Source organism: Corynebacterium lemuris, assembly GCF_024919295.1.
GTDB lineage: Bacteria > Actinomycetota > Actinomycetes > Mycobacteriales > Mycobacteriaceae > Corynebacterium > Corynebacterium lemuris.
Map to the genome: position 1 here is coordinate 18,846 of NZ_JANWTC010000012.1, position 13,948 is coordinate 32,793.

General features: G+C 64.3%; 9 protein-coding genes and 3 pseudogenes. 7 read left to right on the forward strand and 5 right to left on the reverse strand.

Features of this window, described 5'->3' with window-relative positions; all coding sequences use genetic code 11:
• Positions 1–21 precede the first annotated feature (21 nt).
• From cydC to NYP18_RS13055, 6 genes and pseudogenes are all read left to right on the forward strand, one after another.
• Positions 22–1,686: a thiol reductant ABC exporter subunit CydC gene (gene cydC / locus NYP18_RS13030; protein WP_040355500.1), complete on the forward strand. Its 1,665-nt coding sequence runs from the start codon at positions 22–24 to the stop codon at positions 1,684–1,686.
• Positions 1,687–2,331: 645 nt separating this feature from the next.
• A pseudogene (locus tag NYP18_RS13035) lies at positions 2,332–2,513 on the forward strand (MBL fold metallo-hydrolase); the annotation flags it as partial.
• Positions 2,502–3,347 (forward strand): annotated as a pseudogene (locus NYP18_RS13040) (heavy metal translocating P-type ATPase); the annotation flags it as partial. The pseudogenes NYP18_RS13035 and NYP18_RS13040, both read left to right, overlap by 12 nt.
• A gap of 173 nt (positions 3,348–3,520) precedes the next feature.
• Entirely contained in the window at positions 3,521–3,916 is a 396-nt protein-coding gene (locus NYP18_RS13045) for an ArsR/SmtB family transcription factor (protein WP_259428639.1), read from the forward strand.
• Entirely contained in the window at positions 3,913–5,154 is a 1,242-nt protein-coding gene (locus NYP18_RS13050) for an MFS transporter (protein WP_259428640.1), read from the forward strand. The genes NYP18_RS13045 and NYP18_RS13050 overlap by 4 nt, the downstream gene beginning before the upstream one ends.
• A 22-nt stretch (positions 5,155–5,176) precedes the next feature.
• Positions 5,177–6,081: pseudogene (locus NYP18_RS13055) on the forward strand (cation diffusion facilitator family transporter).
• Between the two features lie 235 nt (positions 6,082–6,316).
• Here the strand turns inward: NYP18_RS13055 and NYP18_RS13060 are convergent.
• From NYP18_RS13060 to NYP18_RS13070, 3 genes are all read right to left on the reverse strand, one after another.
• Complete coding sequence (locus NYP18_RS13060) at positions 6,317–6,661, reverse strand: metal-sensitive transcriptional regulator (RefSeq protein ID WP_259428641.1); 345 nt, start codon at positions 6,659–6,661, stop codon at positions 6,317–6,319.
• Between the two features lie 89 nt (positions 6,662–6,750).
• Complete coding sequence (locus tag NYP18_RS13065) at positions 6,751–9,105, reverse strand: heavy metal translocating P-type ATPase (RefSeq protein ID WP_259428642.1); 2,355 nt, start codon at positions 9,103–9,105, stop codon at positions 6,751–6,753.
• A gap of 194 nt (positions 9,106–9,299) precedes the next feature.
• The gene (locus NYP18_RS13070; RefSeq protein ID WP_042622816.1) at positions 9,300–9,509 is read right to left on the reverse strand and encodes a heavy-metal-associated domain-containing protein; all 210 of its coding nucleotides are present in this window, start codon (positions 9,507–9,509) and stop codon (positions 9,300–9,302) included.
• A gap of 709 nt (positions 9,510–10,218) precedes the next feature.
• Between NYP18_RS13070 and NYP18_RS13075 the strand changes: the two genes are divergently transcribed.
• Positions 10,219–10,965, forward strand: coding sequence for a M23 family metallopeptidase (locus tag NYP18_RS13075; protein WP_259428643.1), 747 nt, complete (start codon positions 10,219–10,221; stop codon positions 10,963–10,965).
• 456 nt (positions 10,966–11,421) lie between these two features.
• Here the strand turns inward: NYP18_RS13075 and NYP18_RS13080 are convergent, their stop codons facing one another.
• Both NYP18_RS13080 and istA read right to left on the reverse strand, forming a co-directional pair.
• Positions 11,422–12,180: an ATP-binding protein gene (locus tag NYP18_RS13080; RefSeq protein WP_259428644.1), complete on the reverse strand. Its 759-nt coding sequence runs from the start codon at positions 12,178–12,180 to the stop codon at positions 11,422–11,424.
• On the reverse strand, positions 12,180–13,823 hold the full coding sequence (gene istA / locus NYP18_RS13085; protein ID WP_259428645.1) for an IS21 family transposase: 1,644 nt from the start codon (positions 13,821–13,823) through the stop codon (positions 12,180–12,182). Before istA ends, NYP18_RS13080 begins: the two co-directional genes overlap by 1 nt.
• Positions 13,824–13,948 lie beyond the last annotated feature (125 nt).

A 13,948-nucleotide genomic window follows, 5' to 3' on the forward strand; every position in this document is an offset into this window, starting at 1 on the left:
GAATTTCGCGCCCTGAGCGCCATGCTGCGCCTGGCCGGCGTGCGCTACCGCGAGGTCGTCGCGGGTATCGCTGCCGGTTCCATCACGCTGATCTCTGCGTTGACCCTGACGATCGTTTCCGGTTGGTTAATCACCAAGGCTTGGCAGATGCCACCGGTGCTGGACCTCTCGGTCGCGGTCACCGCGGTGCGCGGCCTGGGCATCTCCCGGGCAGTATTCCGCTACGTGGACCGGCTGCTCAGCCACCGCATCGCGCTGCGGGCCCTGACCACATTGCGGTCACGGGTCTTCGACGCGCTGGCTTTTGACCACACCGGCACCGGCCGAGGACACCTCTTCACCCGCGGTGACGGGCTGGTGCGCCTGGTCGCCGACACCGAACGCATCACTGACGTCATCGTCCGTTCTGTCGTCCCCGGTGGGGTGGCATTGGTGCTCACCGTGTTCGCGGTGGCCGGCGCTACCTGGCTGCACCCGGCAGCGGGCCTGGTCCTGACTCTCGGCTTCATGGTCACCGGCCTTATCACCCCGTGGCTGGCGGTGCGGGCGGCCAGACGTTCACGCCGAGTGTTCGCCGAGGACAACCTCGACGTGGCCCTGGATGAACTGCTGGACCACCGCGTCGAGTTCGCCGCCGCCGGCCTGGGGGCGAAACGCGAGGAGTGGGCCCTCACGGCGTCGCGACGCAGCAGCGACGCCACCGTCGCCGCCGAGAAACCGCTGGCCACCTCACAGGTCTTGATCACCTGGTCCACCGGTCTGGCGGCGGCGCTGACCGTGGTCGTTGGCGCGCTGACCTACACCGGGGACCCCACCTGGCTGGGCATGATGGTGCTGCTGCCGCTGGCCGCCTTCGAGTCTCACGCCCAGCTCTCAGAAGCTGCGATCCACGCCGACGAGGCCTCCCGCAGCGCCCACCGACTCACCGACCTGGTCAAAGAATCCGACACCACTTCGGCGACGGACGGCGGGGAGGCGACGGCGTGGGAGCTCGATGGCTGTCACCTTAAAGCCACCGACCTACGTTGCCGCTTCGGCGATACCACCTGGCAGGTGGATCTGCCACCCGGTGAGCGCATGGTCATTCGCGGCCCCAGCGGTTGCGGCAAGACCACACTGCTGCAGACCCTGGGTGGCCTGGTGCCACCACGCAGCGGTTCTGTCACGCTGGGAGGGCAACGTGTGCCGGAGATCGACCCGGCCGCGTTGCGGAAGACCGTCCGCGTGCACGCGGAGGACGAATGGCTCTTCTCCACCACTATCCGACAGAACCTCCTCGTGGCCAACCCGGCCGCCAGTGACGGGGAACTATGGGAGGTCCTGCATGCGGTGGGGTTAGATGACTGGCTGCGGGAGACTGTGGGACCGGTCACCGACCCGCTGGACCTGCTGCTTGCCGACGGCGCGGGTTCCCTGTCGAGCGGGCAGCGCCGCCGTCTGCTGCTGGCCAGGGCGCTATGTTCCACCGCGCCGGTGCTGCTGTTAGATGAGCCGACCGAACACATTGACGCGGCAGATGCCGACGACCTGCTGGACACCCTCCTGGCCAAGCCGCTACCCGGACCGCGGACCCGACGCAGCGTCATCGTGGTCACCCACCGGTCGGATAAGCAGGACGGCGGGAACACTGAAGTCGGAGAAGTAGACATCCGCCGCTACGCCGACCCGGTGACGGAGCACCCCTAAGTGCTTATCTGCTTGTCGACGCCTCCTGAGCCCGGAGGCAAGTCGGGGTGAGCCGGTCACCGCAGGGTGATGCCGATGTGCTCGACACCCACCAAACCGGCATCGAGCTGCCCCTCACAAGGCAAGAGAACACCGCAATATAAGTACCCAGGTCCCCTGACCGTGTGGTCGGGGACCTGGGTGCTGCCCTCTTCGGTTTCTGCCCTAGTGCGAGTTGATCCTCGTTGACGGTGAGCATCTGCCTCACCATCCGGTAGGCGTGCTCGTCCCACCCTTGGCGTACAGCATCGCGGACGAGTCGGGAGCGTTCCCACCGGTGACCGCAGCCAATGACAGGGGTATTGTCGCGGCGGCGGCCGATCTCCCCGGCAGATGCTCTCGGCCTGGGTCGCCGACCGCAAGTGGTCCCTCATCGACGGGGACGGTCGATGATCGATCGTTCCGGGGGGGCTGGGGCATTTACCCTGATGAGTTGACCTACGTTTCACTCCATTTCCCCTGATCATATACCCCCTAGGGTACCTCTTGTTCAATACCCCTGGGGGTATTATGGTGGTGTCGTAGGACCGGGGAAGACGTCCCCGGCTGTCCCCGATTTCCTGCGAAGGAGAAACCATGCTCATCGAACGCATCTAGGACGAGGACCTGGCCCAGGCGAGCTACTTCATCGGCTGCCAGGCCAAGAACACGGCCGTGGTGGTCGATCCCCGCCGAGACATCGAGGTCTACCGGGCGATGGCCGAAAAAACGACATGACGATCGTCGCGGTGACCGAGACCCACATCCACGCCGACTACCTGTCGGGTACCCGTGAGCTGGCCGAGGCAATTATCAACGGCGCGGAAAACAAGGGCCTGACCGTGGAGATGGTCGACCACGCCACCCCGATCACCGGCAAGGGCATCCGCGCCCAGGTCGACGGTCAGACTGTCGCCGTCGGCTCCGCAGACCTGCTTGATGTCACCCCGGACAACACCCGCATCCTCGAGCTCAACGACCAGGGCAAGACCGCCATGTACGTCGGCGTCGACGGACGCGCCATCGGCATCGTCGCCGTCGCCGACACCATCCGCGATGACGCGTACGCCGCAGTCCAGGCCCTGCACGAGAAGGGCGCCAGAGTCATCATGGCCACCGGTGACGCCGAGCGGGTGGCCCGCAACGTCGCCGCCGAACTCGGGGTCGACGAGGTTCACGCCGAGCTGATGCCTGAGGACAAGCTCACCATCGTGCGTGAGCTGCAGGAAAAGGGCCACACCGTGGCCATGGTCGGTGACGGCGTCAACGACACCCCCGCACTCGCCCAGGCCGACATCGGCGTGGCCATGGGAGCCGCCGGCTCCCCGGCTGCCATCGAAACTGCCGACATCGCCCTGATGGCCGATAAGCTGCCTCGCCTGCCCTACGCCCTGGGTCTGGCTCAGCGCACGGTACGCACCATGCGTGTCAACATCGCCATCGCCCTGGCCACGGTGGCCATCCTCCTGGTCGGCGTGCTGCTTGGTGGAGTGACCATGTCGATTGGCATGCTCGTCCACGAGGCCTCTGTCCTGCTGGTCATCGCCATCGCGATGCTCCTGCTGCGTCCGACCCTGAAGGAGGGCAAGGGCCAGGCAGAGGTCAGCACCGCTGACGCGGCGAAGGAGGCGCTGAGCGCCTGACGAAACAACCCCCACAACCAGCCCCACCGGGTTTTCTCCCAGGTCTTCCCGGTGCGGCTTTCCCATGTGTGCCCCGCTCTCAGGTAGCTGGGTCGTGGCTCAAAGCGGAAACCGAGGCGAGGAAGACGTCGCAACGCGACACCCTTGTCCTCCCTTCCATTTCATGAAATCATATGCACATGCATGCAGATGATAAATGGAGCGTCACCGTCGACAGCGTCTACGTGGAGCTGGCGGTGGAAATGTTTGCCATGCTGGCCGACCCGACCCGGGTGCGCATCATCCTCGCCTTGCGGGAAACGGAACTATCTGTCGGTGAACTCGCTGAAATCGTGGCCAAGTCCCCGGCGGCAGTCTCCCAGCATCTGGCCAAGCTCCGCCTGGCCAGGATGGTGGGTACCCGACAGGAGGGCAAGCGGGTGTTCTACCGCCTGGCCAATGAACATGCCCGTCAACTGGTGACCGATGCCATCTTCCAGGCGGAGCACGCCGTGGAAGCCGAACCCCGCCACCACCGGCAGAGTGCTCCGACATCTGTCACCAAACTCAGAGACGAGTACGAGGCATGATCGAGGTACTGCGTAACCCCTCCTATGCGAAGCTGTTTTCCGCCCAGGTCATCGCCCTGGTGGGCACCGGGTTGCTGACCGTGGCTCTGGGTCTGCTGGCCTTTGATATCGCCGGCGGCAACGCCGGAGTAGTGCTCGGTACCGCGCTGACCATCAAGATGATCGCCTATGTGGCCGTCTCCCCGGTCATGTCCGCGCTGACCGCCCGCCTGCGCCGCAAGCCGGTGCTGGTGAGTGCGGACCTGCTGCGCATGGTGGTGGCCCTGGCCCTGCCGATGGTGGATCAGGCCTGGCAGATCTACGTGCTGATCTTCATCCTGCAGTCCGCTTCCGCGACGTTCACTCCGGCCTTCCAGGCAGTCATCCCTGAGGTGCTGCCTGATGAACGCCGCTACACCCGTGCCTTGTCGCTGTCCCGGTTGGCCTATGACCTTGAGTCCCTGCTCAGTCCGGTGATCGCGGCGGCGCTGCTGACGGTGATGGTCTACAACAATCTCTTCCTGGGCACCGCCCTGGGGTTTCTCACCTCCACTGTGCTGGTGCTGGTCACCCGTTTCCCGGCTGTGCCTCCGACGGAGCCCGTCCCCTTCCTGGACCGGTTGACGCTGGGGGCCCGAATTTTCTGGCGCACCCCACAGCTACGCAGTCTGTTGGCCATGAACCTGGTCGTGGCGGCCGCCAGCGCCATGGTGATCGTCAATACCGTCGTTCTGGTCCAGGGGTATCTGCAGCGTTCGGAGTCCGATGTCGCGCTGCTGCTGGCCGCCTACGGGGCCGGATCCATGATCATCGCCCTGGTCGTCCCTTGGCTCCTAGACCAGGTAGCTGAGCGGCCGGTGATGCTCACCGGGGTCGGCCTCCTGCCGGTGGGTCTCGTGTCAGTCGCCGCCGCGATCGCTTTGCCCACCGGCCCGGGACAGTGGGCGGGACTGCTCCTCGTTTGGTTGGCGCTCGGGGCGGCGACCTCGCTGGTTCTCACCCCGTCGGCCCGTCTGCTGCGCCGTGCCAGCACCGAGGACAACCGTCTGGCGGTCTTCGCCGCCCAGTTCTCCCTGTCCCACGCCTGTTTCCTGCTCACCTACCCTGCCGCGGGAGCCCTCGGGGCCTGGATGGGGCTGTCCGTCACCGCACTCATCCTGGCCGGCCTCGGACTGCTCGGGACAGTCTGGGCCGTCGTGGCCTGGGGCCCGAGCCACGAATCTGCGCCCACGCACCCGTCCACCACAACCAGGCGGTAGCCCCTGGAAGGATCTGACATCCATGAAGTCTCCCGGCAGTAATCATCACCACGACCACCTGCTGCTCATCCGGTTCATGTATCTCTCCGTGGTGGCGGTGGTGACCATCGGATTGAAGATGATTGCGGCCTCCGTCACCGGGTCCGTGGGCTTCTTATCCGACGCTCTGGAATCGGTGGTCAACCTCGTGACGGCGGTCATTGCAGTCATCGCCTTGTCTGTCGCCGCCCGTCCCGCGGATGGCAGCCACAACTTCGGCCACGGGAAAGCCGAGTACTCCTCCGCACTGGCCGAAGGTGCCATGATCCTCCTCGCGGCAGTGCTGATCATCTGGACCTCAGGGCAACGCCTGCTGGCCCCGCACCCCTGGAAGAGGTCGGGATCGGTCTGGTTCTGACCACGGCCGCCCCCGTCATCAACCTCATCGTTGGGATGGTGTTGATCCGGATGGGTAAAAGGCACCGCTCGGTCACCCTCCAGGCCGATGGCCAGCACCTGATGACGGATGTGTGGACCTCAGTCGGGGTGCTCGTCGGGATCGCCGCAGTCTGGCTGACCGGCTGGCTGTGGTTTGACCCGATCATCGCCCTGCTGGTCGGCGCCAACATCTTGTTCACCGGCTACCGTCTGCTGCGCAGCTCACTGAGCAACCTGCTCAACCGGCCCCTCCCTGATGAGGACCTGACCACCCTCAATGCGGCCCTGGCTGACTTCCGGGAGGATCACAGCGTGGAGTTTCCGCCCGCGCGGACCGTACTGTCAGGCCGTCACCGACATGCTTTCGTGGTGATGGCGGTCCCCGGTGACTGGAGCGTGAATATGACCCATGATCTGGCCCACGATCTCGAGGACGCCATCGCCGCGGCTCTCCCCGGGACAGAGACCTTCATCCACGTCGAACCCCTGGCGGGCAGTGACGCGCCTTGACTGTCCCTAGATCCCACTCCTTTCTCAGGGGCGAAGATCTGTTCGCTGAATGCGCCGTGCCCAGGCCGTCAAGGTCCGGGTTCGCCTCGCGCCCCACGCAGCCGTGCGTGTTCTGCCGTCTCGCGGCGAAAACTGTTGCGACGGTCACCGGGGACGCGCCACCTTCTCCGCTGAATCCACGGATCTGCGGGCCACCCTGATATGCGGGGGTTCGTGAGCTAGTTTGTTCGTTCGGTTAGGAGCGGGCGAAGCGGGCGATGGCATCGGTGACTTCCTGAAATTTCGCGTCTGCAGCCTCGCCTCCCGACTGGGCGGCATCGCGCACGCAGTGCCTCATGTGGTCATCGAGCAGGCCCAGGGCGACATTGCGCAGGGCGGAGTTGACCGCGGAGACCTGGGTGAGGATATCGATGCAGTACTGCTCCTCGTCGACCATGCGGTGTATGCCCCGGACCTGGCCCTCGATGCGCTTGAGGCGGGCAAGGTAGCGGTCCTTATCGTTGATGTAGCCGTGGGTGGTGTGGCAGGTGCCTGCCGTTTCGTCACTAGGGACGGTCTGATCAGGGGTGAGGGTATTCATGGGGGTCTCCTTGCTAAAAAGGGGCCGGCTGGTAAGTCGTGGGGTTGGTGAGAAGTTCGATCAGGATGGCAGGCGTGAGGGAAGGTGGATTAGGCATTGATCGGCTGTCGGGGGCTGGCCTCAGTCGTGTTTGGTGCGGGGGCTGTCGCACCGTGACTGGACGTGAAACCACGCAGTCGCAGGGAGTTGGACACGACGAACACGGAGGAAAATGCCATCGCGATACCGGCGAGGATGGGGTTGAGCAGGCCGATGGCGGCCACCGGAATGAGGGCAACGTTGTAGGCGAAGGCCCAGAACAGGTTGCCTTTGATGGTGCCGAGTGTGCGGCGTGACAGCCGGATCGCGTCGACCGCGGAGCGCAGGTCGCTGTTCATCAGGGTGATGTCAGAGGCCTCGATGGCTACATCTGTGCCTGCCCCCATGGCCAGGCCCAGGTCAGCCTGGGCGAGTGCGGCGGCGTCGTTGATGCCGTCGCCGACCATGGCGACATTCTTGCCCTGCTTCTGCAGCCTCTCGATGACTCGGACCTTGTCCTCCGGCATGACCTCGGCGATGACGTGGGCCGGGTCGATGCCGACCTCGGCGGCTACCGCCTTCGCGGCGCCGGCGTTGTCACCGGTGAGCAGCATCGGGGTCAGGCCCAGCTTCTTCAGGCCGGCCACCGCGGCGGCGGAGGTCGGCTTGGCGGTGTCACGCACGGTGATCACCCCGGCGTTGCGGCCGTTGATCTGGACGACCACCGGGGTACCACCCAGGGTTTGGGCGTGAGTGAAGGCACCCTGCAGGGGGCCGGTCAGTCCACCGGCGGGGCGTCCGACGGTCACACTGTGGCCTTCCACCATGCCGGTGACTCCCCGGCCGGCGGCGTTGGCGAAGTCGGTCACCTCGGGCAGGGTTTGGGTGCGTCCGCCTTCCCGGGCGATGGCTTGGGCGATGGGGTGTTCGGAGGCGAACTCGACGGCGGCGGCCTTGGTCAGAACATCGTTACGGTCAAATCCGTCGGCAACGGTGACGCCCGTGACGGACATGACTCCGGTGGTCACGGTGCCGGTCTTGTCCATGACAATGGTGTCCACCTTCTTGGTCGACTCCAGCACCTCGGGGCCCTTGATCAGTAGACCCAGCTCGGCACCACGGCCCGTACCCACCAGCAGCGCGGTCGGGGTGGCCAGACCCAGAGCACACGGGCAGGCGATGATCAGCACCGCGACCGCGGCGGTGAAGGCCGTCGCCAGTCCGGCGTCGAGGAGGAAGACGTGGATCAACAACGTGAGGATCGAGATGACGATGACCACGGGAACGAAGACCGCAGAGATCCGGTCGACCAGGCGCTGCACCGGGGCCTTCTTCGCCTGGGCGTCGGTGACTAGCTTGGCCATCTGCGACAGCGTGGTGTCGGCACCGGTGCGGGTGACCTCCACCAGCAACCGCCCTGAAGTGTTCAGGGTGGCGCCGGTGACCTTGGAACCCTCGGTGACCTCCACCGGCACGGACTCACCGGTGAGCATGGATTCATCCACCGCCGAGGATCCCTCGGTGACACGACCGTCGGTGGCAATCTTCTCGCCCGGGCGGACGACGAAGACATCACCAATCTTGAGCTGGCCCACCGGGACGCGGACCTCCGCGCCGTCGCGGATGACCGCGGCGTCCTTGGCACCCATGTCGAGTAGCTTGCGCAGCGCCGCGGAGGACTGCCCCTTGGCCTTGGTCTCAAACCAGCGACCCAGCAGCAGGAAGGAGATCACCACTGCCGCGGTCTCCAGATAGATCTCGTCCATGGTGGAGTTCGTCGGCAACAGGTGAATCTCCATCGTCATGCCAGGATGGCCGGCATTACCGATGAACAGAGCCCACAACGACCATAGATAAGCCGCTCCTGTGCCGAGTGTGATGAGCGTGTCCATGGTGGTTGCGCCGTGGCGCAGGTTAACCAGGGTGGCCCGGTGGAAGGGGGCGCCGCCCCAGAAGAACACCGGGGTGGTCATGGTAAGGACAGCCCACTGCCAGTTGGTGAACTGCAATGCGGGAATCATACTCAGCAGGACGATTGGCACCGTGAGCAGCGCGGAGATGATCAGGCGCTTCTTCAGGTCAGCGGCCTCATGCTCGCGGGCGGTGTCGACCTGACTCTGGGCACTGCTGGAACCCGAAGCCACTGTCGCGGCGTCGTCCGTACTATCGCCGCCGTCGACCGTCGCACCAGACATGGTGAAGGCACCGTAACCGGTGGCCTTAACCGTCTCGATGAGGTTGTCAGGGTCGACTTTCGCCGGGTCATAGCGCACGGAAGCCGATTCGGTGGCGAAGTTGACGGTCGCCTCCACACCGTCAAGCTTGTTGAGTTTGCGTTCCACCCGCGACGAACACGAGGTACACGTCATGCCGGTCACGCCGAGGTCGACCTGGAGCAGGTCGACCGCTGGTTGAGTCTGGGTCATCACTTATCAGTCCTCAGGGAGAGTGCATCGGTAATTATTGTCCGGTGCGGGCGGCAATCCCCGCCTTCCATAACCCTAACCATATACCCCTGGGGGGTATAAAGCAAGGGTGGGTGATGTCCGCGAATCTGTGGATGAAAACGGGCCCGGCCCCGCTGTGACGCAGTGCGGCGGCCGGGCCCTGGGGGTGGGAACTAGGGCTTGAGGGTGTAACCGGCCTCCTTGATGGCGGCGGCGACATCCTCGTCAGTGAAGTTCTCTCCGGTCACCTCCACGCGGCCGGTGCCGGGGTTCGCCTCCACGGAGTTCACGCCTGCCACCTCGCGGACCTCTTCCTCGACGGAAGACTTGCAGTGTCCGCAGGTCATACCTTTGACCATGTAGTTCTTGGTGACGGTTGCCATGTGAATGTCCTTTCAAGGGGGTGGGGCCGGAGGTGGCGAAGTGGCGTCAGTGCTGGAGCGCCCCTTCGACTATCCTCCAATTTATACCCATGGGGGGTATAAATCAAGGAGGTGGGCAATCAGGGCAAGTGCAGGGTCTGGGCGCACTCGAAACACGCTGTGATGCCTTCCGGTCAGTGTGTCCTTGTCGCTCGGGCTCAGGTCTTTCGGGTGGTGTCCAGCATGGCGCGTGCGTGATGGGTCATGTCGTGCTCCCTATCTCGCGTCGATCCGGAAAAGCCGGTCGAGCCAGCTTGACCACACTCTCGACCCCAGGGGTCTCCCGGCGGGAATCACGGGGTTGAACCATGAAGATTTCATGAAGAAATCCATTCTCCATCCCGCGGCTGTGGCGCTGGAGGGGCGACTCCAATACCTACCCCCACTTCCCTGGGGACGGGCCCGCCCTCTGCGGGCTGTGACCAGCCATTTCCGAGTGTCACCTGGGGTTGTCTCCGGGTGCGGAAGCCCGGTCGCCAGGCTCGTGCACGTGTCGCGGGGAGTGGAAACTCGTGCCCGCTGAGGGTCAGGGCCCGCGTGTTTTCCCTGGGGAATGCGCGGACAGAGGGGTTGTCGGGGTGGGGCATCTGCAATTGAAGCGCTATTGTCATCTCGGAACGATAACGCCATGATCACAATCCCGCATAGGGAAACGACGGAAGAAGATTCAATGCGACTGACGGCTCAGCGGGCTCCCCGAGGAAAACATCGCAAGATCACCACCTCGCAGACCAAGGGGCGCGTGGCACTGGTGGCCGTGGCCGCCAGCGCGGTCTCCTCGGCCGGGATCGGTGGGGCTACTGCCGCCACGCTGCAGGCCCAGGATGAGGCCCCGGCATCTATGGAGGTCACCACCGTCGATGTAGAGCTGGCCGCCAATGACGCCGCCTTGTCCTTCGATGCGACGCAGGTGGCACCGCAGATCTTGGCGATCCCGGAGTATAAGCCGGTAGCCAACGTCGACGAGCAGTTGGACAAGGCGGTGGAATACGCCGTCGAACGTACCGAGGCTGACCGTGCCGCCCGTGCGCCCTCCGTGGTCAAGCCGGCCGAGGGCATCTTCACCTCGGATTTCGGTATGCGCTGGGGAAGTCTGCACCAAGGTATTGACATCGCCAACGCGGTGGGCACCCCCATTCTCGCAGCCATGGGAGGCACCGTCATTGACTCCGGTCCGGCCTCCGGTTTCGGCCAGTGGATCCGCATCCAGCACGACGATGGCTCCATTGCCGTCTACGGACACATGGAAACCCTCGACGTCAGCGTCGGTGAGCAGGTCACCGCCGGCCAGAAGATCGCCGGCATGGGTAACCGAGGATTTTCCACCGGGTCCCACCTGCATTTTGAGCTCTACCCCACCGGCAGCGGCGCCGTCGACCCTGCCCCCTGGTTCGCCCAGCACGGCATCACCTTCTAACCTCCCCACCCCCGAGAACACCCGTCCTTAGTCCCCAGCCCACTCCGGGGTCTGGATGATAGACACGGTCCAGGTCATCGCTGACTGTGGGCCGGTCTGAATGCTCGCCCCGGGAGAGTTGCGGGGACTGTTGATCTTCACACTGCTGGAGGCTCAGGGGGAATCTTCGGGTTGATCCCCGGGCATAGCGCTGGCCGTTGACGTCACGGCTCCAGAAAACCGCCCACCGATACAGGGCACGATCGATGCGCGTATTGCTTTAGCTGCTGCCGGTGACGAGACAGTGATGGGTGTGGTCATGACCACCAGCTTCCGGCTTCTGCCCCTGTGACCGGTGGTATCCCTGTTCCGAACGTGCATTTTGAAGCAGCGTGGTGACGATAGTGAAGCGCCGGGGTGAGCATCGTGAAGCGGTGCTCACCCCGGTGTTTGATCATCACTTCGGTGTCCGGCGGGTTACCTGACCATGGTCGGTGAGAGTCTCATGTTCGGCCCGTCCAGGCTGATGATCTCCGCCCCACAGACAAGACGGTTGAGCAGGGACTCAGCGACGACCTTGTCCGCCATGGAGGTGTACCACTCCTCCGGGTTGAACTGGGAGGTCACCAACGTCGATCCCCGGCCTTCCCGCGCGGACAGGATATTGAACAGCATGTTCGCGGTGTCCGGGCTGATCGGGGTGGTGAGGAAATCATCCAGGACCAGCAGATCCGTGGTGGTGATCTGAGTGACGAACTGCAGACGCTTCGGATCGTGATAATCCATCACCGCCAGCTGCGCGGCCAGGTCATCGGTCCTAAAGAATCGGGCGGTGTAGTCACGCCGGCACGCCGCATTGAGCAGCGCCAGGGCGAGGTAGGTCTTGCCTACGGAGGACTTGCCCAGGATGATGACGTTGCTGGCCTTGGCCACCCATTGACAGCTGCCCAGCCGTGTCGTTAACTCACGGCTGAGGTTGCGATCTGGTCGGTAGTCGATGTCTTCTACGCAGGCATCGGGGTGTGGTGATCTGGATGCCTTGAGTAGTTTCTCAACACGACGCTCCGCCCGGGCCGTGACCTCTTTGTCCAACGCGAACGCGATCTTCTGGGAGAAGGTCCACTCATCAAAGTCGGCGTTGTTGGCGATATCGATGACCGTCTGACCGAAGGCGGTCATCCGAAGTTTGGTGAAGGTGTCCAGCCACGTGTCATCCAGGTGGAGGTTCGGATCCATCACTTCGATTCCTCCTTGTGGTCGCTGGTGTCTGTTCCGGTGAGGGCTTCCAGGCTGAACTGGCCGGCCCCGCCGAGTAGCCCACCACGGTCACCGTGCCACTGCGGTGGTGGTGTAGAACGTGCATGAGCCCGCGGCGTAGGGGTGGTCGCCGGTCGTGTCGCCTGATCGCTACGGACCGCGGCCATCATGTTCTTCACCGCGGTGTACGAGATCGCCCGACGACGGGTGGCATCGCCGACCAGTCGGAGGCAGGCCGCCTCGAGGATGGGCTTGTTGTCGCCTTTACCCATGGCGAGGATGTTGCGGGCCGGCAGATACGCCTGAGCGACAATCGGTCGCGACGCCAGGAGATCAGCGATCGCCGTTCTCGTATGCGGACCCACACGTGAGGCCTGGGTGAGGAAATACTCCGAGGACCACAGATTGTTCGGATTCTCCATCCCCGGTGGGCAGTGGACCACATCGGTGACATACGCCCCGCGTTGCGTGCCCACCGTGTGCGTGGCGATGGTGGCGCCAGCGGCGAAAACTTCCAGCTGATCGCCGCGGATACGCACGTCCACGGTGTCGCCGACATGCTGATAGGGAACGGAGTAGTGCACGGTGGCGATCGTGATGTGCCAGTCCGGGGCCACCTTGGATTTCTTCCACACCGTCGGCAGGAAAGGCTCCTGTGGCAACTGTGCCAACAGCTCGGCTTCGGCTTCCTGGAAGATCTGGCGACGGGAGACAGGCTGCTCCCTAAACGGAGTGCGGTCGTTGATCGCCTCGACCGCTGCCCGCAGGGCCGTGTTGAGATCGTCGAGGTTGCTGAACTCCCGGTCCGCGAGTCGGCGGATCGCCCAGTTGGTGACGACCTTGACCCCGGATTCCACATTGCCCTTGTCCTTGGGGCGCACCGGCCGGGTGGGAAGCGCGGCGGTGTTGTAGTGGGTAAGGAACTCCTCATAAGCGGTGTTGACCCTACGTGCCTTGTCCCCGGTGCGGATGGCATTCGACGCGGTGGAGGCATTATCCGGCACGATGACCTCAGCCACACCCCGGAAGTACTCGAAGGCGTGGCGGTGGGCGGCCAGCCAGTTCGGTTGACGTTCATCAACGCACCCGTAGGCAAAGACCATGCCGGAGTACGGCAAGGTGGCGACGAACACGCTGATGCTGGTGGCCCGGCGGGTGACGGAGTCGATGATGCGCATCTTTGTTCCTGCCCAGTCGACCTGCATCGTATGGCCCGGGATGTGCTGGATCCGGGCGGTGAGCCCACGAACGGAGACTTCCTGGCCCACGAGCTGGCGGAACCGCTCGTAGCTGTAGTGGCGCAAGCCCCCCGCTGGCAGGGTCAGATAGTCGGCCCACAGAACGTTCAGGGGTGTCTTCTTGCGTCCGGTCCGGGCGGCGATGACGGTGTCCATGTCGATGGGGACGAATTCCCCGGCCACGGTCATCCGCCCGTCGCCGACCAGGACATGAAGGTCGTCGTCATGCAATCCCTCGAGTTGGGCGTGGGTGGTGATGTGGTGGTGATCGAGGGCTTTTCCGGCTTTGGCGATGGTGGCGTGCGCGGCACCGCAGCGAGCCTGGATTTCTCGGTAGGAACTGCCCGCCAGGAGCAGTCGCATGATCAACCGGTAGTTGGTCACGGTTGAAGGTCCTTTCAGGTTCCCACACGACCGGGTTGTCGTGCGGTACCTGAAAGTCTGCGGCCTACGTCCGTTTAGCGCTTCACGAAGCTCACCATCGTGCTTCACGATGGTCACCACGGCGC

What these genes read in the sequence shown, in the direction of transcription:
- cydC (WP_040355500.1), top strand. Translation starts at nt 22, where the DNA reads ATGCTGCGCCTGGCCGGCGTGCGCTACCGCGAGGTCGTCGCGGGTATC.
- NYP18_RS13045 (WP_259428639.1), top strand. Translation starts at nt 3,521, where the DNA reads ATGCACATGCATGCAGATGATAAATGGAGCGTCACCGTCGACAGCGTC.
- NYP18_RS13050 (WP_259428640.1), top strand. Translation starts at nt 3,913, where the DNA reads ATGATCGAGGTACTGCGTAACCCCTCCTATGCGAAGCTGTTTTCCGCC.
- NYP18_RS13060 (WP_259428641.1), bottom strand. Translation starts at nt 6,661, where the DNA reads ATGAATACCCTCACCCCTGATCAGACCGTCCCTAGTGACGAAACGGCA.
- NYP18_RS13065 (WP_259428642.1), bottom strand. Translation starts at nt 9,105, where the DNA reads ATGACCCAGACTCAACCAGCGGTCGACCTGCTCCAGGTCGACCTCGGC.
- NYP18_RS13070 (WP_042622816.1), bottom strand. Translation starts at nt 9,509, where the DNA reads ATGGCAACCGTCACCAAGAACTACATGGTCAAAGGTATGACCTGCGGA.
- NYP18_RS13075 (WP_259428643.1), top strand. Translation starts at nt 10,219, where the DNA reads ATGCGACTGACGGCTCAGCGGGCTCCCCGAGGAAAACATCGCAAGATC.
- NYP18_RS13080 (WP_259428644.1), bottom strand. Translation starts at nt 12,180, where the DNA reads ATGGATCCGAACCTCCACCTGGATGACACGTGGCTGGACACCTTCACC.